Origin of the sequence: Pseudomonas sp. HS6 (assembly GCF_023375815.1) — a bacterium.
Lineage (GTDB): Bacteria > Pseudomonadota > Gammaproteobacteria > Pseudomonadales > Pseudomonadaceae > Aquipseudomonas.
Window position 1 is genome coordinate 1,195,076 of record NZ_CP067412.1, and the last position, 19,069, is coordinate 1,214,144.

General features: G+C 60.2%; 18 protein-coding genes and 1 pseudogene. All 19 read left to right on the forward strand.

The window, feature by feature from the left end; all coding sequences use genetic code 11:
* Positions 1-90: 90 nt before the first annotated feature.
* The 19 genes and pseudogenes from JJN09_RS05525 (at position 91) to JJN09_RS05615 (ending at position 19,066) form a co-directional block, all read left to right on the forward strand.
* Positions 91-1,212, forward strand: coding sequence for an LLM class flavin-dependent oxidoreductase (locus JJN09_RS05525; protein WP_249486146.1), 1,122 nt, complete (start codon positions 91-93; stop codon positions 1,210-1,212).
* A 332-nt stretch (positions 1,213-1,544) separates the two neighbouring features.
* Entirely contained in the window at positions 1,545-2,441 is an 897-nt protein-coding gene (locus JJN09_RS05530) for a VOC family protein (protein WP_249486148.1), read from the forward strand.
* An 11-nt stretch (positions 2,442-2,452) separates the two neighbouring features.
* A complete protein-coding gene (locus JJN09_RS05535; protein WP_249486149.1) occupies positions 2,453-3,334 on the forward strand; it encodes a CoA transferase subunit A in 882 nt (293 codons plus the stop codon).
* A gap of 12 nt (positions 3,335-3,346) precedes the next feature.
* The gene (locus JJN09_RS05540) at positions 3,347-4,141 is read left to right on the forward strand and encodes a CoA-transferase subunit beta (RefSeq protein ID WP_249486151.1); all 795 of its coding nucleotides are present in this window, start codon (positions 3,347-3,349) and stop codon (positions 4,139-4,141) included.
* A gap of 24 nt (positions 4,142-4,165) precedes the next feature.
* A complete protein-coding gene (locus tag JJN09_RS05545) occupies positions 4,166-5,038 on the forward strand; it encodes an enoyl-CoA hydratase (protein WP_249486153.1) in 873 nt (290 codons plus the stop codon).
* Between the two features lie 2 nt (positions 5,039-5,040).
* A complete protein-coding gene (locus JJN09_RS05550; RefSeq protein ID WP_249486155.1) occupies positions 5,041-6,108 on the forward strand; it encodes a nitronate monooxygenase family protein in 1,068 nt (355 codons plus the stop codon).
* An 11-nt stretch (positions 6,109-6,119) separates the two neighbouring features.
* A complete protein-coding gene (locus JJN09_RS05555) occupies positions 6,120-6,875 on the forward strand; it encodes an enoyl-CoA hydratase family protein (protein WP_249486157.1) in 756 nt (251 codons plus the stop codon).
* Between the two features lie 10 nt (positions 6,876-6,885).
* Entirely contained in the window at positions 6,886-8,052 is a 1,167-nt protein-coding gene (locus JJN09_RS05560) for an acyl-CoA dehydrogenase family protein (protein WP_249486158.1), read from the forward strand.
* 10 nt (positions 8,053-8,062) lie between these two features.
* Entirely contained in the window at positions 8,063-9,118 is a 1,056-nt protein-coding gene (locus JJN09_RS05565; RefSeq protein ID WP_249486160.1) for an acyl-CoA dehydrogenase family protein, read from the forward strand.
* 141 nt (positions 9,119-9,259) lie between these two features.
* Positions 9,260-10,408, forward strand: coding sequence for an acetyl-CoA C-acetyltransferase (locus JJN09_RS05570; protein WP_249486161.1), 1,149 nt, complete (start codon positions 9,260-9,262; stop codon positions 10,406-10,408).
* A 25-nt stretch (positions 10,409-10,433) separates the two neighbouring features.
* On the forward strand, positions 10,434-11,309 hold the full coding sequence (locus JJN09_RS05575) for an SDR family oxidoreductase (RefSeq protein WP_249486163.1): 876 nt from the start codon (positions 10,434-10,436) through the stop codon (positions 11,307-11,309).
* The gene (locus tag JJN09_RS05580; protein WP_249486164.1) at positions 11,299-11,904 is read left to right on the forward strand and encodes a hypothetical protein; all 606 of its coding nucleotides are present in this window, start codon (positions 11,299-11,301) and stop codon (positions 11,902-11,904) included. The genes JJN09_RS05575 and JJN09_RS05580 overlap by 11 nt, the downstream gene beginning before the upstream one ends.
* 259 nt (positions 11,905-12,163) lie before the next feature.
* Positions 12,164-12,832 (forward strand): GntR family transcriptional regulator, encoded by a 669-nt coding sequence (locus tag JJN09_RS05585; RefSeq protein ID WP_249486166.1) that lies wholly within the window; start codon positions 12,164-12,166, stop codon positions 12,830-12,832.
* Positions 12,833-12,911: 79 nt separating this feature from the next.
* Positions 12,912-13,718 carry an ABC transporter substrate-binding protein gene (locus tag JJN09_RS05590; protein ID WP_249486168.1) on the forward strand — a complete coding sequence of 269 codons (807 nt, stop codon included), beginning with the start codon at positions 12,912-12,914 and terminating at the stop codon, positions 13,716-13,718.
* Positions 13,719-13,729: 11 nt separating this feature from the next.
* On the forward strand, positions 13,730-14,506 hold the full coding sequence (locus tag JJN09_RS05595; protein ID WP_102620000.1) for an amino acid ABC transporter permease: 777 nt from the start codon (positions 13,730-13,732) through the stop codon (positions 14,504-14,506).
* A gap of 2 nt (positions 14,507-14,508) precedes the next feature.
* Positions 14,509-15,288 (forward strand): amino acid ABC transporter ATP-binding protein, encoded by a 780-nt coding sequence (locus tag JJN09_RS05600; protein WP_114883095.1) that lies wholly within the window; start codon positions 14,509-14,511, stop codon positions 15,286-15,288.
* Positions 15,289-15,341: 53 nt separating this feature from the next.
* Positions 15,342-16,952, forward strand: a complete 1,611-nt coding sequence (locus JJN09_RS05605) for a gamma-glutamyltransferase family protein (protein WP_249486169.1) — start codon at positions 15,342-15,344, stop codon at positions 16,950-16,952.
* 131 nt (positions 16,953-17,083) lie between these two features.
* Complete coding sequence (locus tag JJN09_RS05610; protein WP_249486170.1) at positions 17,084-17,599, forward strand: cupin domain-containing protein; 516 nt, start codon at positions 17,084-17,086, stop codon at positions 17,597-17,599.
* 269 nt (positions 17,600-17,868) lie between these two features.
* Positions 17,869-19,066 (forward strand): annotated as a pseudogene (locus JJN09_RS05615) (tyrosine-type recombinase/integrase).
* The last annotated feature ends 3 nt before the right edge of the window (positions 19,067-19,069 follow it).

The following is a 19,069-nucleotide window of genomic DNA, read 5'->3' on the forward strand; positions in this document are numbered from 1 at the left end:
GATTCGAGCGCCGTGGCGATGCCCGAGCATTAGCGCGAAGGCGTGGTTCTCCGGCGCCGGCTGCGCATCCAACAAGTACAAGGATCAACCATGAAATTTTCCCTGATTTACGAAGCCCAGACGGTGGATTCCAGCCGTGAAGGCGATCGCAAGATTTTCGAAGACACCGTCGAACAGGCCGTGCTGGCCGACAAACTGGGCTTCGATACGTTCTGGTGCGTGGAGCACACGGCGCTCAGCAACTATTCGCACATGTCCGCCCCGGAAACCATGCTGGCGTTCGTCGCCGGTAAAACCGAGCGGATCGGCATCGGCCACGGCGTGGTCTGCCTGCCACCGGCGATGAACCACCCGGTGAAGGTCGCCGAGCGCATCGCTACCCTCGACCTGCTGTCCAAGGGCCGCGTGCATTTCGGCGTCGGCAAGGGCGGCACCCAGCAGGAGGCCGGCACTTTCGGCTACGACCTGACGACGTTGCAGCCGCAGATCGACGAGATGATGTACCTGATCCCGAAAATGTTCGTGTTCGACGAAATTGAGCATCAGGGCGATTTTGTGCAAATCCCGAAACGGCCGATCCATCCCAAGCCTTATCAGGATCCGCACCCGCCGATGTACCTGGCCTGCACTAACACCGACTCGCTGAAAAAGGCCGGCAGCCGTGGCATGGGCGCGCTGGTACTGGGCTTTGGCGGCCCGGAAGAGATCGCCAAGAAGGTCGAGGTCTATCACCAGGCTTGGGACAACCGTGACGTGAAACATCAGGTGGGCTTCCGTCCCAACCGCCACATCGCGGCGCTGTGCCCGGCGATTGTGCTGGAAGACAACGATGAAGCGCGGCGCATCGGTATCCGTGGTCAGCGTTATTTCATGGAGTCGCTGGGTTACTGGTACGGCGGCGGCGAGCGTCCGGATCCGGAAAAGTGGAAGGACGACACCTTCGTCGATGGCAACGGGCAGAGCGTGATCAAGTCGCGGTTTGCTTCGGAAGAGGTCAGCGTCGATTTCTCCGACCCGACCATGGCCATGATGAACCCCAACCATGCGTACGGCACCGTTGAGGATTGCATTGGCTATGTGCAGCGGCTGATTGATGCCGGGGCCGACGAGATTCTGTTTATCTGCCAGATGGGCACGGTGCCGCAGTGGGCGCAGCTGGAGACGTTGAAGAATATTGGGGAGAAGGTGATTCCGCATTTCCGCAAATCCTGATCAAGCGCCTCGTAACCTGTGGGAGCGGGCTTGCCCGCGATGAGGTAATTACATCCAGCATCTCTGTTGTCAGATATACCGCCATCGCGGGCAAGCCCGCTCCCACAGGTATTTGTGTTGCTCTTCCTCGCTTCATCAAGGGCTGGAACGGAATCCAGTCCCCATTTCCAACGGGTCCCCAAGGCCCGTTTTTTTATGCCTGCGTTCCAGGCGTGCGCTAGTCCCATTGGACGATGTTTCCCCCCGGCGAACCCGTTTGAATAGGCCTCAATACAGTCTCCCCGGCAATCGCCGTCGGGCGGCTCGGCCTGAGAACAACGAGGAGTGCATCCATGGATATCCGTGGTCTGGGTTACGTCACCCTGTTATCCAGTGATCTTGTGCAGTGGCGGCAGTACGCAAGTCAGGTGCTCGGCATGATGGTTGCCGGCAGCGATGACGATGAGCGCCTGTACCTGAAAATGGACGAGCGCCACCACCGGATTCTGGTGGAGAAAAGCACCGAAAACGGCTTCGGCGCCTGCGGTTGGGAAGTGTCGGGCAAAGCGGCGCTCGAGCAGGCTGTCAGCGAGCTGGAACACGCCGACGTGCAAGTCACCCGTGGCACGGAGGCTCAGGCCAGGGACCGTAAAGTCCAGGAACTGGTGCACTTCAGCGATCCGGACGGCAACCGTCACGAATTGTTTTGGGGCCCGTTGCAGGACTTCGCGCGCTTCGTGTCGCCGGTCGGCGTGAAAGGTTTCGTCACCAATGAACTGGGCATGGGCCACGTGGTGCTGCCGGCGCCGAGCTTCGAACGTTGCCAGGATTTCTACGAACAGGTGCTCGGTTTCGGTCTGTCGGACCTGATGAAAGTCCGCTTCACACCGGACCCGGCCGAACCGCAAAAACGCATTCATTTCCTGCATTGCAATAACGGCCGCCACCATTCGCTGGCGATTTTCGAGTGCCCGATGCCCCACGGCTGCGTGCACATGATGGTCGAGGTCAACGCGCTGGATGAAGTCGGCCGGGCCCTCGACCGGGTGCAGGCCAACGGCGTGAAGATGTCCGCCACCCTCGGCCAGCACACCAACGACCAGATGATCTCGTTCTACATCAAGACCCCGTCCGGGTTTGACCTGGAGTACGGCTGCGATGGCCTGGTGGTCGATTGGGATCGGCACACGCCGTTCGAAAGCACCGTGGTCAGCCACTGGGGCCATGACTTCAGTGTCGGTCGCCAATGAGGAATACGACGATGGACAAGCGAATGACCACGGCCGAAATGGTCGGCCAACTGCGTGACGGCATGACCATCGGCATCGGTGGCTGGGGCCCGCGACGCAAGCCCATGGCGCTGGTGCGCGAGATTCTGCGTTCTGACCTCAAGGACCTGACCGTGGTCGCCTATGGCGGCGCGGACGTCGGCATGCTTTGCGCGGCCGGCAAGATCCGCAAACTGGTGTTTGCCTTCGTGTCGCTGGATTTCATCCCGCTGGAACCGTACTTCCGCAAGGCGCGTCAGGACGCGGCACTGCAAGTGATGGAAATCGACGAAGGCATGCTCTTGCTCGGCCTGCGTGCCGCTGCGATGAAGGTGCCGTTCATTCCCACGGCCGTGGGGCTGGGCACCGATGTACTGCGGCACAACCCGCAGATCAAGTTGATCGACTCGCCCTATGCCGACAACAAGCAATGGGTCGCCATGCCGGCGCTCCAGCTCGATGCGGCGCTGATTCACGTCGACCGCGCCGACGTGCGCGGTGTCTGCCAGATCAGCGGCCCCGATCACTACATGGACGACTTGCTCGTGCGTGCGGCGACCCACAGCTACGTGACCTGCGACGAGCTGGTCGACAGCGACTACTTCCATGCTGATCCGGCGCGGGCACACCAGGTGTTCTGGGAACGCAACCTGACCACCGCCGTGGCGCACGTGCCGGGCGGTGCGCACCCGTCTTCCTGCGCGCCGCTGTACGGCTTCGATGTCGCGCATTTCAAGGCCTACAACGCGTCGGCCCAGGCTGGCGAGGGCTGGCAGAACTACGTCCGCGACTATGTCGACTGCACCCACGAACAGTACCTGGACAAGGTCGGTGGCCTGGACGCCATCCGCCAGCTCCCTCTGCCGGTCTACTAAGCGAGCCTTGATATGACGACTTCTGCAACGACTTACAGCCTCGCCGAGCTGATGATCTGCGCCGCATCCGAGGCCTGGCGCGACGACGGTGAGGTGCTCGCCACCGGGATCGGGGTGATTCCGCGACTGGCGGCTTCATTGAGCATGCTGACCAGCAATCCGCAGCTGCTGATGACCGACTCCGAGGCCTATATGGTCGCCGAGCCGGTGCCGTTGGGTGCACGTAACGGATACGAGCCAAAGCGCGACAGCTGGATGGGCTTTTCGCGGATTTTCGACAACGTCTGGAGCGGCAAGCGCCATGCGTTGGTGGGCCCGACGCAGATCGACCGCTTCGGTCAGGCGAACATTTCCTGCATCGGCGACTACGCCAAACCCAAGGCGCAAATGCTCGGTGTACGGGGCTTTCCCGGCAACTCGATCAGCCATGCCAACTCCTTCTGCGTGCCCAGTCACAACCGTCGAGTGTTCGTCGAAGGCGAGGTCGATATGGTCGCCTCGGTCGGCTACAACCCGGCGCGCCTGGCCCGGGGCTGGTCGCTGGACGAGATCGATATCCGCCTGATAGTGACTGATCTGTGCGTGCTGGATTTTCTCGGCCCGCAACGGCAGGTGCGGATTCGTTCGCTGCACCCCGGCGTGACCGTGGAGCAGGTACAGGACAACACCGGGTTCGAGCTGCATGTGCCACAGGTTTGCTCGACGACCACGCCGCCCACCGCCGTGCAGTTGCAACTGATCGAGCGTCTGGACCCGCACAACCTGCGCGCCAGTCAGCTCAAAGACAACCCGCCGGGCCAGCGCTGAGTCGCACCGTTTCGGAGAATAGTGATGGCAGAACATAACGATAATAATGCCGCCGACGTGGTGCACTACGAAGTGCGCGGGGCGGTGGCGCTGGTCACCATGAATCGCCCCGAGTATCACAATGCCCAGAACTCGCAGATGACCTACGCGCTGGACGCGGCGTTTCGCCGTGCCTGCGATGACGACGAGGTGAAAGTCATCGTGCTGCGCGGGGCCGGCAAGCACTTCTCCGCCGGGCATGACATCGGCACGCCGGGGCGGGATGTCGATAAAACCTTCGACCGCGCGAGCCTTTGGTACGACCACACCAACAAGCCCGGTGGCGAGTTTCTCTACGCCCGGGAGCAGGAGGTCTATCTGGGCATGTGCCGGCGCTGGCGCGAGATGCCCAAGCCGACCATCGCCATGGTGCAGGGCGCGTGCATTGCCGGCGGGCTGATGCTGGCCTGGGTCTGCGACCTGATTGTCGCCAGCGAGGATGCGTACTTTGCCGATCCGGTGGTGCGCATGGGCATTCCCGGGGTCGAGTATTTCGCCCACGCGCATGAACTCAACCCGCGCATCGCCAAGGAGTTTCTGTTCCTCGGCGAACGCATGCCGGCGGCGCGCGCCTATCAGATGGGCATGCTCAATCGGGTGGTGGCTCGCGAATCACTGGAGCAGGAAACCCTCGATATCGCCGGGCGCATCGCCCAGATGCCGCGCCTGGGCCTGCAGTTGAGCAAGCAGGCGGTCAACAACGCCGAAGACCTGATGGGCAAACGCGCGACGATGGACATGGTCTTCGGCCTGCACCATTTCGCCCATGCCCACAATGAACTGGTGTCCGGCGACCGGCTCGGCGGCTACGACGCCAAGGCCATGGCCAGTTCGCAACGCTCGACGGGTGGGGCGTGAACATGGCGATCTCATTGAATACCCGGCTGACCGAGTTGCTCGGCTGCCGTTATCCGATCATTCAGACCGCTATGGGCTGGGTGGCTGACCCGAAACTGGTCGCCGCCACGAGCAATGCCGGCGCTTTCGGTTTTCTCGCCGGCGCCACCATCGAACCGCAGTACATGGAGGCCGCGATTCTCGAAACCCGGCGCCTGACGGATCAGCCATTTGGGGTCAACTTCCATATGTACCAGCCCAATGCCGACGACATCGTCGAGTTGGTGCTGCGCCATAAGGTGCGGGCGGTCAGTTACAGCCGTTCTCCCGGCAAACAGATGATCCAGCGCCTGAAGAATGCCGGCGTCGTGTGCATTCCCACGGTTGGCGCGCTGAAGCATGCGCAGAAAGCCGTGGAAATGGGCGCCGATGCCGTGACCGTACAGGGCGGCGAGGGCGGTGGGCATACCGGTTCGGTGCCGACGTCGTTGCTGCTTGATCAAGTGGTCAACGCGGTGTCGGTTCCGGTGGTGGCGGCCGGTGGTTTCAAGGACGGCAGGGGGCTGGTGTCGGCCCTGGCCTACGGCGCCGAAGGCATTGCCATGGGCACGCGGTTTTTGATGTGTGCCGAAAGCCCGGTGCCGGCGCAGACCCTGGCGCGTTACCTGGCGATCAAAGACCCGGCGGCGATCATCGTCAGCCGCGCCATCGACGGCATGCCGCAACGGATGATCCGCAACGAATTGCTCGACCGACTGGAAACCAGCGGCGTGTTCAAACGCTGGTGGCTGGCGGTGCGCAGCGGTCTGGCTTACCGCCGCCATAGCGGCATGAGCTTGAGTCAGTTGCTTTCCAGTGCATTGAAGATGCGCAGCAGCGGAGACCTGACCGCCGCACAAAGCATCATGGCCGCCAACGCGCCGATGGTCATTCAGAAAGCCATGGTCGATGGGCTGCCGGCCGAAGGCGTGTTGCCTTCAGGTCAGGTCGCGGCCTCCATCGACAGCCTGCCCAGCTGTGCCCAATTGATCGAGCAGATCGTTCGTGACGCGGAACTGCGTCTGGACGAACTCTGTCGTCGCGTGTCGTGAAAGGAAAAAACATGCAGCCATTCAGCGTCAGTATCGATAGCGGCATTGCCGAACTGGTGTTCAACCAGCCACCGGTCAACGCCTTCAATTGCCGGACCTGGGCCGATATCGCCCGTGAAATCGAAGGCCTGGGAACCGACAGCCGCGTGCGGGTCATCGTGATTCGCGCCGAAGGGCGCGGCTTCTGCGCCGGGGTCGACATCAAGGAACTGGCCGCCGACGGCAACCTGATCGTGGCGGTCAACAAGGGCAACTACGACAGCTTCAAGGCCATTCACCGCAACCCGAAACCGGTGATCGTAGCGGTGCACGGTTTCGTGCTCGGCGGTGGCATCGGTCTGTGCGGCGCCGCCGACATTGTCGTGGCCTCAGAGTGCGCCACGTTCGGCGTGCCCGAAGTCGATCGCGGCGCCATGGGCGGTGGCGCGCATTTGCAGCGTCTGTTCCCGGTGCAGAAGGTCCGGCACATGTATTTCACCGGCGAAGCCATCAACGCGGCGGAAGCCTGGCGCCTCGGGGCGGTGGAGCGTGTGGTCAAGCGCGAAGACTTGCGCGAAGCCGCGTTGCAGATCGCCCGCACCATCGCCGCCAAGAGCCCGGCCATGATCAGCCTCGCCAAAGAAGCGCTGAACGGCATCGAGGACGGCAATCTGGAAGACAAATATCGCTGGGAGCAGGGCTTCACGCTTGAGGCCTATCGCTCACTGGATTCACAGGAAGCACGCGACTCGTTCATCGAGAAACGTGATGCTCACTTCAACGGCTGAAGGCTCTCTCATGGATCTGACCTATACCCCGGCCCAACAGGCCTTTCGCGCCGAAGCGCGGGCGTGGCTGACGGCCAACGTGCCTCGCGAGCCGCTGCAATCATTCGACACCGAACAAGGTTTTGCTCAACACAGGGCCTGGGAAAACCGCCTCAACGACGGTCGCTGGGGCATGGTCACCTGGCCGGTCGAGCTGGGAGGGCGCGGTTGCGACTTGATCGAGTGGCTGATTTTCGAAGAGGAGTATTACCGCGCCGAAGCCCCGGCACGGGTCAACCAGAACGGTATCTTCCTGCTCGGCCCGACGCTGATGGAGTACGGCAGCGAAGCCCAGAAAGCACGTTTTCTGCCGCGCATGGCCACCGGTGAGGATATCTGGGCGCAGGCCTGGTCCGAGCCGGGGGCAGGCTCCGACATGGCGGCGATTCGTTCGCGGGCCGAACGGGTTGGCGATCACTACGTCATCAACGGCCAGAAGACCTGGTCGACCCGCGCCGTGTGGGCCGACTGGGTGTTCGGCATCTTTCGCACCGACCCGAACTCGCAACGCCATCAGGGCCTGACGTTCATTCTGCTGCCGCTGGACACGCCGGGAATCACGGTGCGGCCGATTCCTCAGCTCAACGGCTTGCCCGGGTTCGCCGAAATATTCTTCGACGACGTCAAGGTGCCGGTGGAAAACGCACTGGGCGGCGAGGGCATGGGCTGGCATGTGGCGATGTCCACCGCCGGTTTCGAGCGCGGCTTGCTGCTGCGCTCGCCCGCACGCTTTCAGGAAACCGCCCGGCGTCTGGTGCAGTTGTATCAGGCCCATCGGGAGCAGGCCGACCGCGACCCGGCGATTGGCGAGGCGGTGATGCGCGCCTGGCTGGACGCCGAGGCCTACACCCTCAACACCTACCGCACCGCGTCGCAACTGGTGCAGGGCGGCAAGATCGGGCCGGAATCCTCGACCAACAAAATCTTCTGGTCGGAACTCGATCAGCGCATGCACGACACCGCCATGAACATCCTCGGCTTGCGCGGCGAGCTGCTGCCCGAAGCCCCGGCGGCGGGCGATGTCGGCCACTGGCTGGAAGGTTTTCTGTTTGCCCAGGCCGGACCGATCTACGCCGGCACCAACGAGATCCAGCGCAACATCATTGCCGAACGCATGCTCGGCATGCCGCGTGCTTGAGGAAGAGACCATGGACTTTAATTTCAGCCGCGACCAACAGCTGTTCCAGGACAACGTCAGGCATTTTCTGATCAACGAAGTGACGCCGGAGCGCATTCGCGAACTCTGGCAGACCGAGAGCGGGCGCAGCGATGAGCTGTGGGCGCAATTGGTCGAGTTGGGGCTGACCGCGCTGACCGTTCCCGAAACGTATGGCGGGATGGGCATGAACGAGCTGGATTTTGTGCTGCTCGCTCAGGAATGCGGGTACGCCGGACTGCCCGAGCCGTTGGTGGAAACGATGCTGATCGGTGTGCCGTTGCTCGCGGCTTTGGATGAACGCCACGCGGCACTCAAGCAGGACTGGCTCGGACGTATTGCGGCAGGCAGCGCACGATTGGCCGTGGCCGAACCGGGCAATCCGCTGGTCAGCGATGCCCATGTCGCCGATCTGCTGTTGCTGGCCCATGGCGATGAGGTGCATGCGGTCGAACCGGGCGCGGTGCAGTTGACCCGCAATGTGTCGGTCGATCCGGCTCGGCAGTTGTTTCAGGTTTCGTGGACACCGACGCCCGCCACCTGCGTGGCCTCCGGAGAACAGGGACAACGACTGTGGGCGGAGGCGGTTGATCGCGGCGCGCTGGGCAGTGCTGCGCAGATGTTGGGGCTGGCCAAACGCATGGTTGATCTTGCGGTGGACTACACCTTCGAGCGCAAACAGTTCGGCAAACCGGTGGGTTCGTTCCAGGCCGTCAAACACTTGATGGCCAATGTCGCGGTGCAGATCGAGTTTGCCAAAGGGCCGTTGTACCGCGCCGCCTACGCGGTCGCCGAGCAGCAGCCGAACCGCTCGGTGCTGGTTTCCCACGCCAAACTGGCCACCTCGGAAGCGGCCATGCTGGCGGCGAAAAACACCATTCAGGCCCACGGTGCCATGGGCTACACGTGGGAAGTCGATCTGCATCTGTTCATGAAACGCGCCTGGGCGCTGGACAAGGTCTGGGGCGATCGCGGCGCTCACAAGGAACGGATCTGCATAGCCTTGTTCGGTGGCCAATGCGCGCAGGGCGCTGGAAGCACTTTCTAGACCGATGCCAATGTGGGAGCGAGCTTGCTCGCGAAAGCGGTGGAACAGTCAGCATCAAGGGTTCATGTGCTGACGCCTTCGCGGGCAAGCCCGCTCCCACAGGTACTCGTCCCGACTTCAAATTTTGCACTGAGGTAGACCATGCCTGAAGCTTATATTGTCGACGCCCTGCGTACGCCTACCGGGCGGCGCAAGGGTGGTTTGAGCCATATTCATGCGGCCGATCTGGGCGCCCATGTCTTGCGTGCGCTGGTCGAACGCAACGGCATCCCCGATGAGGATTACGACGACGTGATCTTTGGCTGCGTCGATACGATCGGCCCGCTGGCCGGGGACATCGCGCGCACCAGTTGGCTGGCGGCCGGGTTGTCGCAGTCCGTCCCCGGCACCACGATTGATCGCCAGTGCGGTTCGTCGCAGCAAGCGGTGCACTTTGCCGCGCAAGCGGTGATGAGCGGCACCCAGGACGTGGTCGTCGCCGGCGGCGTGCAGACCATGACGCAGATCCCGATTTCCTCCGCCATGATCGCCGCTGAGCCTTTAGGCTTCAGTGACCCGTTCAGCGGCTCCGAAGGCTGGGTACGGCGCTACGGTGCGCAACCGCCGACGCAATTTCGTTCGGCGCAGATGATTGCAGAAAAGTGGGGATTGTCCCGCGAGCAGCTGGAAGCCTATTCGCTGGAGTCCCATCAGCGGGCATTGCGCGCAATCGAGGAGGGAAGGTTCCTGCGGGAAATCGTGCCGTTGGCTGACGTTGTTCACGATGAAACGCCGCGCCATACCAGTCTCGAGAAAATGGCCGAGCTGGAGTTTCTGTTCGGCTGTGACCGAGTGACGGCGGCGGTGTCCAGTCAGACCTGCGATGCGGCGAGCGCGATGCTGATCGTTTCCGAAGCGGCGCTCAAGCGCTACGGGCTGACACCGCGCGCGCGAATCCATCACCTCAGCGTACGTGCTGAAGATCCAATCTGGATGCTCACTGCGCCGATTCCGGCCACTGCTTATGCGTTGAAGCGAGCGGGTATGAAGCTGGAAGACATTGATCGGGTCGAGATCAACGAAGCCTTTGCCTCCGTCGCCATGGCCTGGCTGAAAGAGACCGGCTATCCCCACGAACAGACCAACGTCAACGGCGGCGCGATTGCCCTCGGTCACCCGTTGGGCGCCACCGGCACGCGCTTGATGTGCAGCTTGCTGCATGAGCTGGAGCGCAGTGGTGGCCGATTTGGTTTGCAGACCATGTGCGAAGGCGGCGGGCAGGCCAATGTGACGATCATCGAACGTTTGTGAATGAAGTTTTGACGGGAGCAAGACCATGCAGATCTGTAAAAACCGCGTCGTGATCATCACCGGTGCCGGGGGAGGGCTGGGGAGGGCGTATGCGCTGGCATTCGCCGCCGAGGGCGCGAAAGTGCTGGTCAACGACATCAATCGCGAGGCCGCACTGGCGGTGGTGGATGCCATCGAGTCGCAGGGCGGCATGGCGGTGGCCAACAGCAACGACATCACCCGTTATGACGATGCGGCGTTGATCGTGCGCCAGGCGATTGAGACTTTTGGTGGGCTGGACGTGGTGGTCAACAATGCCGGCATTTGCCGTGATCGCATGTTCACCAGCCTGAGCGAATCCGATTGGGATACGGTGATGGCCGTGCACCTCAAAGGGCATTTCTGCATTTCCAGTCATGCAGCGCGTTACTGGCGTGAGCAGGTAAAGGCTGGCCAGCCAGTGAGTGCGCGGATCATCAATACCAGTTCCGGCGCCGGGTTACAGGGTTCTATCGGCCAGTCCAACTACGCGGCAGCCAAGGCCGGGATCGCCGCGCTGACGCTGGTGCAAGCGGCGGAACTGGGGCGTTATGGAATTACCGTCAACGCTCTGGCCCCGGCCGCGCGCACGGGAATGACCGAAGGGGTGTTTGCCGACGTCATGAAAAAACCGGAGGAGGGGTTCGACTACTTTGCGCCGGAGAACGTAGCGCCATTGGTGGTGTGGTTGGGTTCGCAGGAATCCGCGGCGGTGAATGGGCAGATGTTTGAAGTGGAAGGCGGCAAGTTGTCGATTGCCGATGGCTGGCGTCGGGGGCCGGAGCTGGACAGGCAAGGTCGTTGGGCCGTGGGAGAGGTTGGGGAGGCGGTTGTGCAGTTAATGGATCGGGCGGTGCCGGCTGCGAAGGTTTATGGCAGCTGAGATTCGGGCGGCAGGAAGGCTGAGTGTGGGGCTCTTTTCAGCTGCTATCGTTGTGCATGCAGCAGGGGCGTATCCCTGCGAGGTTCTTGATGCCGCCGGTTGTTCAATGGAGGCCCAGCAGAAAGGAATTGGCATGCGGACTATCGCCTATCTGGTTTTGTATCTCGCAGGAGGGCTTGCGCTGTATCCCTACCTCGATGTTTTGCATGGGGTGGGTGTTTCGTTCGATCGCTTCTATTCCTGGGCCTCGATCAACCTGGGCGCCGATTTGTGGGGGCGCCTGGGTGTGTGCTTTATCTACGCGAGCTTGTTCGATCTGGTCTGGGCGGCTTTCTTTTCCGAATCTTCCGACAGTTGGACGCCCACGGTAAGAACCAAAGACGTTTGGTATCTATTTTTCAGTTGCATCGGCTATTTTGCGATGGCCGTAGTGACGGCGGGATTGGTAGGACTGACCACCAAAAAAGCGCCGTATACCGATTTTCATCAGTACTTCACTTTTCTGGTGCTCAGCGCGCTTTTGGGCGTGTGGACATTGGCACTCAAGGATTTCTCCGTGGCGATCTTTCATTACGCTGGAAGAAAACTGAAGTAAAAACACTAGGACGGTTGTTCGCGGCATCTGTTTTCAATAGGTGTTACTCAGCTACCGTTCTGCACCTTTTCGGACCTCGCAATGAGCGATTAGGTAGCAAATCCCAATTTTCGCGCCGACTAATCTGATGACTGAGCGCGGTACAGTTTTCCCTTAATTCATTTGAATCAATCACTTCGCGGATGGGGCAGGTTTTGGCATGCATTCTGCTTTTATGTATCCGTGGATAATTGGATACAAAAAGACAAAAGGTGCCGCCATGCAATTCGCTCCCGCCTACGACCAGCGCCAACCGATGACCGCCGAGGAGGAGGCTTACAACTTTCTTCTGGAAGGCATCTGCGGCGGTCGTTATCGCAAAGGTGACCGGCTGATCGCCGAAGACATCGCCAGTGAAATCGGCATGAGCCGGATGCCCGTGCGCGAAGCCTTCCGACGTCTGGATGCTCAGGGCCTGGTGACGCTCAGGCCCAATCGCGGCGCGATTGTCAGCGGTCTGGATGTCGAGGAAATGCACGAAGTCTTCGAGATGCGCAGCGCCTTGGAGGGGCTGGCGATTCGAGTCGCTGTACCGAAAATCGGTGAGCGTCAGTTGACTGCACTGGAACGGCTGCTCGATGAAATGGATGACTACCGCGACGAGAGTGCGGCGTGGGTCAGTCGTCACCGCAAGTTCCATGAGTACCTGTGCAGCCTCAGCGGACGACCTCGTCTGGTGAAACAGATCAGCGCGCTTTACTCGCTGATCGAGGCCCCCATGCGCCTTTGGCTACAACACGGGGAGAAGCCGCTGAGTGCGCGCGAGGAGCATGTGGTGATCCTCGACGCGATTCGCGCCGGTGATGCCGCCAAGGCAGAAGCGGTGGTGCGCGAGCACATCGAAGGCACGGTCCCTGAGCTGATCAAATTTCTGCAATCGGAACGATAACCACAGAGCGGGCACCGAACCCGCCGATGTTTTGACTTTGAGTACTGCCCCGTTACTAACCGAACTGGAGTGTCTGGTCATGCATACGTCTCGCCTGCTGTTGGCTGCAATTTCCCTGGGGCTCTGTACGCAGTGGGCGGTCGCCGCACCGACTGTGCCGGAGCGTTTGCTCAAGGTCGACAAACTCACCTATTGCTCGGGCATGGATTCGCCGCCCTTGGTGTCCTTCGATGAAGCGCAAAAGCCAAAGGGCCTGACCGTCGACCTGGGCCTGGAAGTCGCCAAGCGCCTGGGGGACAAGAAGGTCGAGTGGCGGGTGATCCCGTTTTCCGGATTGCTGCCGGCCTTACTGGCCAAGCAGTGCGACATGATCGTCGACCAGTTGTTCGACAAGCCCGAGCGCCGCGAGGTGATCGACATCGTCAACTACATGTATTCCAGTCAGGCGGTGGTGGTGCCCAAGGGCAATCCGAAGGGGCTCAAGACGCTGCCCGATCTCAGCGGGCACAAGATCGCAGTGCTCAACGGTTCGACCATCAAGACCTTGCTCGATACCGAGAATGAAAGCCTGGCCAAGGCCGGCAAGCCGCCGATGAAACTGGTCGTCTACAACACCGACACCGATGCATTCCAGGCCCTGCGGATCAGTCAGGTCGATGCTTACGGCACCACGGTGGAAACCGCCGGTTACTACGCCGCCATGGCCCCGGATCTGTTCGAAGAAGGTGTGCCGGCCTTCAGCCGGATCCTCACCGGCCTGGGGATTCGCAAGGATGATCCGCAACTGAATGCCGCGGTGCAGCAGGTGATCACCGACATGCGCAGCGACGGCAGCTACAGCCAGCTCCTGAGTAAGTGGCACGTCTCCAGCGACACTCTTGATTGAGGTAGGCGTTGATGAACTTCAATTGGGATGTGTTCTGGCAGTACCTGTTGCAGCCCAGCGGGGTTTACCTCACCGGGCTCTGGCTGACTTGCCTGATCAGTGTGCTGGCCATGTTGCTGGGCTGTGTCCTGGGGTTGGCGGCGGCGCTGCTGCGATTGTCGAAGAACCCTTTGCTGCATCTGCCCGTGCGCTTTTATGTGTGGCTGATGCGCGGGACGCCATTGCTGGTGCAGATCGTCTTTCTCTACACGGCTCTGGCGGCGGGCGGGATTTTCCGCTTCGAAGACATTGATCTGTTTGGCTTGGTGGTTCCGGGCAACATCCAGGCCGCGATCATTGCGTTGGGCCTTAACGAAGGCGCGTACATGGCCGAGATCATTCGCGCCGGTATCGGTGCTGTCGACAAGGGGCAATACGAGGCAGGGCGTTCCCTGGGCATGACCTTCGCCAAGTTGATGCGGCGTATCGTTTTGCCGCAGGCGTTTCGGGTCATCGTGCCGCCACTGGGCAACGAGTTCAACGTGATGCTTAAAAACACCACGCTGGTCAGTGTGATCGGTGTTCAAGAGCTGTTGCTCAGCACGCAGATGGTCACTTCGGCGACCTTTCGGGTATTCGAGTTGTACCTGGTGGTGGCGATCTATTTCCTGTTGCTCACCACGCTGTGGGGTTTCTTCCAGCGCTGGCTGGAGACGCGTTTCGGTCAGTCGGATCGACCTTCGTCGCCGCCGCCGGCATCCAGCCGGATGTTTGGTCGCAGCACGCTGAAACTGCTGAGAGGACGTTAATCATGGCGCACCAGAGTGACGAACTGATCATCGAAGCGCTGAACATTCACAAGTCGTTCGGCAACCTCGAGATTCTCAAAGGGATTTCCCTGCAAGTGCGACGCGGTGAAGTGGTGGTGCTGATCGGCGCCTCGGGGTCGGGCAAAACCACGTTTATCCGCTGCATCAATTTGCTGGAAGACATTCAGTCCGGGCAGATCCGCGTAAACGGTCAGTCCATGGGCTATCGCACGAAGGCCGATGGCAGCCTCGTGCGGGATTCGGAGCGCAACATTGCCCGTCAGCGGCGGGACATCGGCATGGTGTTCCAGCGCTTCAATCTTTTCCCGCACATGACCGCGCTGGAAAACATCATCGAAGCACCGATTCAGGTGTTGGGTGTGCCGCGCAAAGCGGCGGAAGAACAGGCGCGGGCACTGCTCAAACGTGTCGGATTGGCCGAGAAGGCCAACCATTACCCGTCGATGCTTTCCGGTGGCCAACAGCAACGGGTGGCGATTGCCCGGGCGCTTGCCATGAAACCCCAGGCGATGCTGTTCGACGAACCCACCAGTGCGCTTGATCCAGAGACCGTCGGTGAGGTCCTGCAGGTGATGAAGGAACTGGCGGAGGAGGGCATGACGATGGTGGTGGTCACCCATGAAATGGGCTTTGCCCGCGAGGTTGCGGACCGTGTGGTAGTGCTCGATCAGGGAGAACTGATCGAGCAGGGACCGCCGGAACAGATTTTCAGTCACCCCACTCATCCCCGTACCCAGGCCTTTCTCAGCCGCGTGCTATGAGACTCACCGGATCAATTCCGGCCAATGAATTCCTGTTTTGAAGAGCCTTTGCCATGCTGAAATTTTCTGCTCACGAGTATCCGTATCCGTCGCAACGCCAAAGTGTTTTTGCTCGTCGTGGCATGGTGGCGGCGTCTCAGCCTCTGGCCGCTCAGGCCGGTATCGAGATGATGCAAAAGGGTGGCAATGCGATTGATGCCGCCATTGCCACTGCGGCAGCGCTGACCGTGGTCGAGCCTACGGGTTGTGGTCTTGGCGGCGATGCCTTTGCTCTGGTCTGGTTCAAGGATCAGTTGCATGGCCTCAACGCCAATGGGCATGCGCCTGCAGGCTTGAGCATCGAGGCGGTCAAGGCTGCAGGCCATGAGCAAATGCCGCTCTATGGCTGGACGCCAGTGACGGTGCCCGGCTGCCCGTCGGCCTGGGCTGAGCTTTCGCAACGCTTTGGGGTATTGCCGTTCGCTGATTTGCTGCAACCGGCGATCAGCCTGGCGCGGGATGGTTTTCCATTGTCGCCAGTGGTTGCCCATCAGTGGCAGGTTGCTCTGGATGAGTTCAGTCCCTATCGCGACGAGGTGCTGGACGCCTGGTTCGATACTTTCCTGATTGAGGGTCGCGCACCGAGGGCTGGGGAGTTGTTTCGCAACCCAGCGCAAGCGCGGACGCTGGAAGAGTTGGCTCAGAGCCGCTGCGAGAGTTTGTATCGCGGGGCCTTGGCCCAGCGGCTGGACGCGCATTCGCGCGCGACTGGTGGATACCTGCGCGCCACGGATCTGGAACATTACCGTGCGCAGTGGGTCGAGCCGATCCACGTCAATTATCGCGGTGTGGATGTCTGGGAAATTCCGCCGAGCGGCCAGGGTTTGGTCGCGCTAATGGCGCTGAAGATTCTCGAGGGGTTCGATTTCGATCACCGTGACAGCCAGCAGACCTGGCATCGTCAGCTGGAGGCCATGAAACTGGCGTACAGCGATGGCTTGCACTACATCACCGATCCACAGCACATGCGTGTGGCGGTGGCCGATCTGTTGAGTGATGACTACAGCGCCCGGCGCCGTGGGCAGATTGGTGAGGCGGCTCAGCCACCAAAACCTGGGGATCCTCAGGCCAGCGGTACCGTGTATCTGGCGACGGCCGACGGGCAAGGCAACATGGTTTCGTTCATCCAGAGCAATTACCACGGCTTTGGTTCGGGTGTGGTGCTGCCAGACAGCGGCATTGCGTTGCAGAACAGAGGGCAGGAATTCAGCCTTGATCCGGAACACGCCAACTGCCTGGCGCCGGGCAAGAAGACGTTTCATACGATTATTCCCGGCTTCCTGACGAAAGATGGCCACGCGCTTGGGCCGTTCGGCGTGATGGGCGGCTACATGCAGCCTCAGGGGCACGTGCAGATGGTCATGAACCTGGTGGATTTTGGTCTCAACCCGCAATCGGCGCTGGATGCTCCTCGCTGGCAATGGCTGGGGGGGATGAAGGTAGGGATCGAGCAGGGGGCTTCGAGGGATTTGGCCAATGCGCTGGCGCGACGGGGGCATGAGGTGCAGATTGCATGTGATCTGACGGATTACGGTAGGGGGCAGATTATTCTTCGTGACCCGGTTAGTGGCGTTCTGTGTGGCGGGACTGAGCCGAGGGCGGATTCGCATATTGCGGTTTGGTAAATGGACGTTAACGAACACTGCCTTAAGTGAGGCTAAAATCTTCGAATGTGTAGATATTTTACGTTAACTACACTAAATGACCGTTTAGTCGAGTTATTACAGGTCGTATTGAAAATACGATGGAGCAAGTCATGAATCCACGCCCGATTACTGCATCGAACCTGATTACAACACTAGACCTTGAACCTCACGTCGAAGGCGGATTCTTTCGCCGAACCTACCAGGCCGACCACCGGGGCATGCTCGAAACCACCGGCGGGCCGCGTTATCTGATGACATCGATTTACTACCTGCTGATCGAGGAATCGCCAGTGGGTCAGTTCCATTTCAATCAGTCGGACATCCTGCATTATTTCCATCTGGGCGACGCCATTGAGTACAGCCTGATTCATTCGGACGGCTCGCTGCAGACGTTGGTGATGGGCAGCGACGTTCTGGCAGGACAACATTTGCAATTGCACGTACCGGGCGGAATCTGGAAAGCCTCCAGACTGTTGAATGGCGAGAATGGATTTGGCTTGATCAGCGAAGCGGTTTCACCAGGGTTTGATTTCGTAGATATGGAAATGGGGAATCGGCGGAAACTCACAGCGCAGTATCCGCAGCATCGAGCGCTGATTGAAAAGCTGACGCGTGACGAGGATTGATAGCGGTGCATTCAAATAGAGCGATCACCGGGCATCAAAGACAAGGCGCTTTGGGGGGCCATGGTGGAGATTGAAATCGAGTGTGCAACCGGGCTAATCCAGTAACATCTTGTTACGTGTAATGTATATTATGTTAAACGACAGGTCATGTCATAGATGTTCATGAGCTGTCTAAGCCACTGATTCGACAAATCCGTTTCTGACGTCCACTCTTTCAACGGGCCATGTCCTTCGTGTTCATGGCGAGTCATTCAATGTGGTGGCTGCTGATGAAGCTGATTCAGTGCCGTTTCTCTTCAGGTCAGCGTGTTCCGCTGCTCGTGCACGCTGGTAACGCGGAGCCGTTGCCCATACTCGTTCCGTTCATCTACGTCCAACTCAGACTCAGGCACCGGGCTTACAATACGGCGGCGGCACATCTGCGCGCGATCCAGGCTTTCTATATCTATGCTAAAAGCCGTGACCTCAATATTGATGACGCCATCTTGGCCTGCCAATTCGAGTCGATTCTGGCGTTACTGGACGGCTACGCCATCTGGCTCCAAAGCGGCCGTCAAGCCGACAACCTGGTCGCCCGAATCGGCAAAGCTGAAACGGCACCTTTTCCGTATATCGATCCGCGTACTCGTGACCAGTACCTGCGTTTGCTGAAGCTATACCTGTCCTGGTGTGTCACCCGATACATCCCGCGCGCTCGTCAAAATTCAACCACCCTGGCTAACATCGAGGTTGTATTTGCAGATGTCGCCGACGTCATTGAGCGGCGCTTTGAGAGCCATATCATCAACGTTCGGCAGGACCGCGCTCGTTACCGCAGCCTGACGGATACGCAACTCCAGATCATTCGCACATTGATTCGCCCCGGCGCTACGGAGAATCCGTTCCCGGAAAGGCTGCAGCTGCGCAATTGGCTAATGATTGAATTACTACTGGAGACCGGTATGCGCCGAGGGGAGCTTCTCAAGCTCTACACCACCGATGTCAATGAGGGTTCTCAGCATGCCTATGTCAGCATCAATGACCGCGAGCATGATCCCGGCGACCCGCGCGCTGAAGAGCCTGCGCTGAAAACACACGGACGGACAGTAGGTATCTCCGCGCAGTTGTATAATGAAATTGCTGTACCGCTATTTGTTCATCTCTGACCGAGGTCGCCCGCTGTCGATCCGCGCGTTGTCTAACGTCCTTGATCGGCTGTTTCTGACCATTGAACTGGCTCATCCGGGGTTGTTGCCTACACTTTCCGCGCATGACTTTCGCCACACCTTTGCCGATCGGTTTTTGGCTTACCTTGTCGAGAAGCGTGGGTATGACCTCGAGCGGGCCACGGACGAACTCCGGCGAGTCTGCGGTTGGTCCGACACTTCGACGATGCCACGCCGTTATGCAAGTCGTTATCTAGCCGAGTCGGCTAACCTCCACAACGCCCAGCGTGCTTCGGCAGCCTGGAGCCGACTTGACAGTTAAGGA

Coding starts and splice junctions, on each gene's coding strand:
- JJN09_RS05585 (WP_249486166.1), top strand. CDS start 12,164: ATGCAATTCGCTCCCGCCTACGACCAGCGCCAACCGATGACCGCCGAG.
- JJN09_RS05565 (WP_249486160.1), top strand. CDS start 8,063: ATGGACTTTAATTTCAGCCGCGACCAACAGCTGTTCCAGGACAACGTC.
- JJN09_RS05610 (WP_249486170.1), top strand. CDS start 17,084: ATGAATCCACGCCCGATTACTGCATCGAACCTGATTACAACACTAGAC.
- JJN09_RS05590 (WP_249486168.1), top strand. CDS start 12,912: ATGCATACGTCTCGCCTGCTGTTGGCTGCAATTTCCCTGGGGCTCTGT.
- JJN09_RS05550 (WP_249486155.1), top strand. CDS start 5,041: ATGGCGATCTCATTGAATACCCGGCTGACCGAGTTGCTCGGCTGCCGT.
- JJN09_RS05600 (WP_114883095.1), top strand. CDS start 14,509: ATGGCGCACCAGAGTGACGAACTGATCATCGAAGCGCTGAACATTCAC.
- JJN09_RS05595 (WP_102620000.1), top strand. CDS start 13,730: ATGAACTTCAATTGGGATGTGTTCTGGCAGTACCTGTTGCAGCCCAGC.
- JJN09_RS05580 (WP_249486164.1), top strand. CDS start 11,299: ATGGCAGCTGAGATTCGGGCGGCAGGAAGGCTGAGTGTGGGGCTCTTT.
- JJN09_RS05540 (WP_249486151.1), top strand. CDS start 3,347: ATGACGACTTCTGCAACGACTTACAGCCTCGCCGAGCTGATGATCTGC.
- JJN09_RS05545 (WP_249486153.1), top strand. CDS start 4,166: ATGGCAGAACATAACGATAATAATGCCGCCGACGTGGTGCACTACGAA.
- JJN09_RS05530 (WP_249486148.1), top strand. CDS start 1,545: ATGGATATCCGTGGTCTGGGTTACGTCACCCTGTTATCCAGTGATCTT.
- JJN09_RS05535 (WP_249486149.1), top strand. CDS start 2,453: ATGGACAAGCGAATGACCACGGCCGAAATGGTCGGCCAACTGCGTGAC.
- JJN09_RS05575 (WP_249486163.1), top strand. CDS start 10,434: ATGCAGATCTGTAAAAACCGCGTCGTGATCATCACCGGTGCCGGGGGA.
- JJN09_RS05560 (WP_249486158.1), top strand. CDS start 6,886: ATGGATCTGACCTATACCCCGGCCCAACAGGCCTTTCGCGCCGAAGCG.
- JJN09_RS05570 (WP_249486161.1), top strand. CDS start 9,260: ATGCCTGAAGCTTATATTGTCGACGCCCTGCGTACGCCTACCGGGCGG.
- JJN09_RS05555 (WP_249486157.1), top strand. CDS start 6,120: ATGCAGCCATTCAGCGTCAGTATCGATAGCGGCATTGCCGAACTGGTG.
- JJN09_RS05525 (WP_249486146.1), top strand. CDS start 91: ATGAAATTTTCCCTGATTTACGAAGCCCAGACGGTGGATTCCAGCCGT.
- JJN09_RS05605 (WP_249486169.1), top strand. CDS start 15,342: ATGCTGAAATTTTCTGCTCACGAGTATCCGTATCCGTCGCAACGCCAA.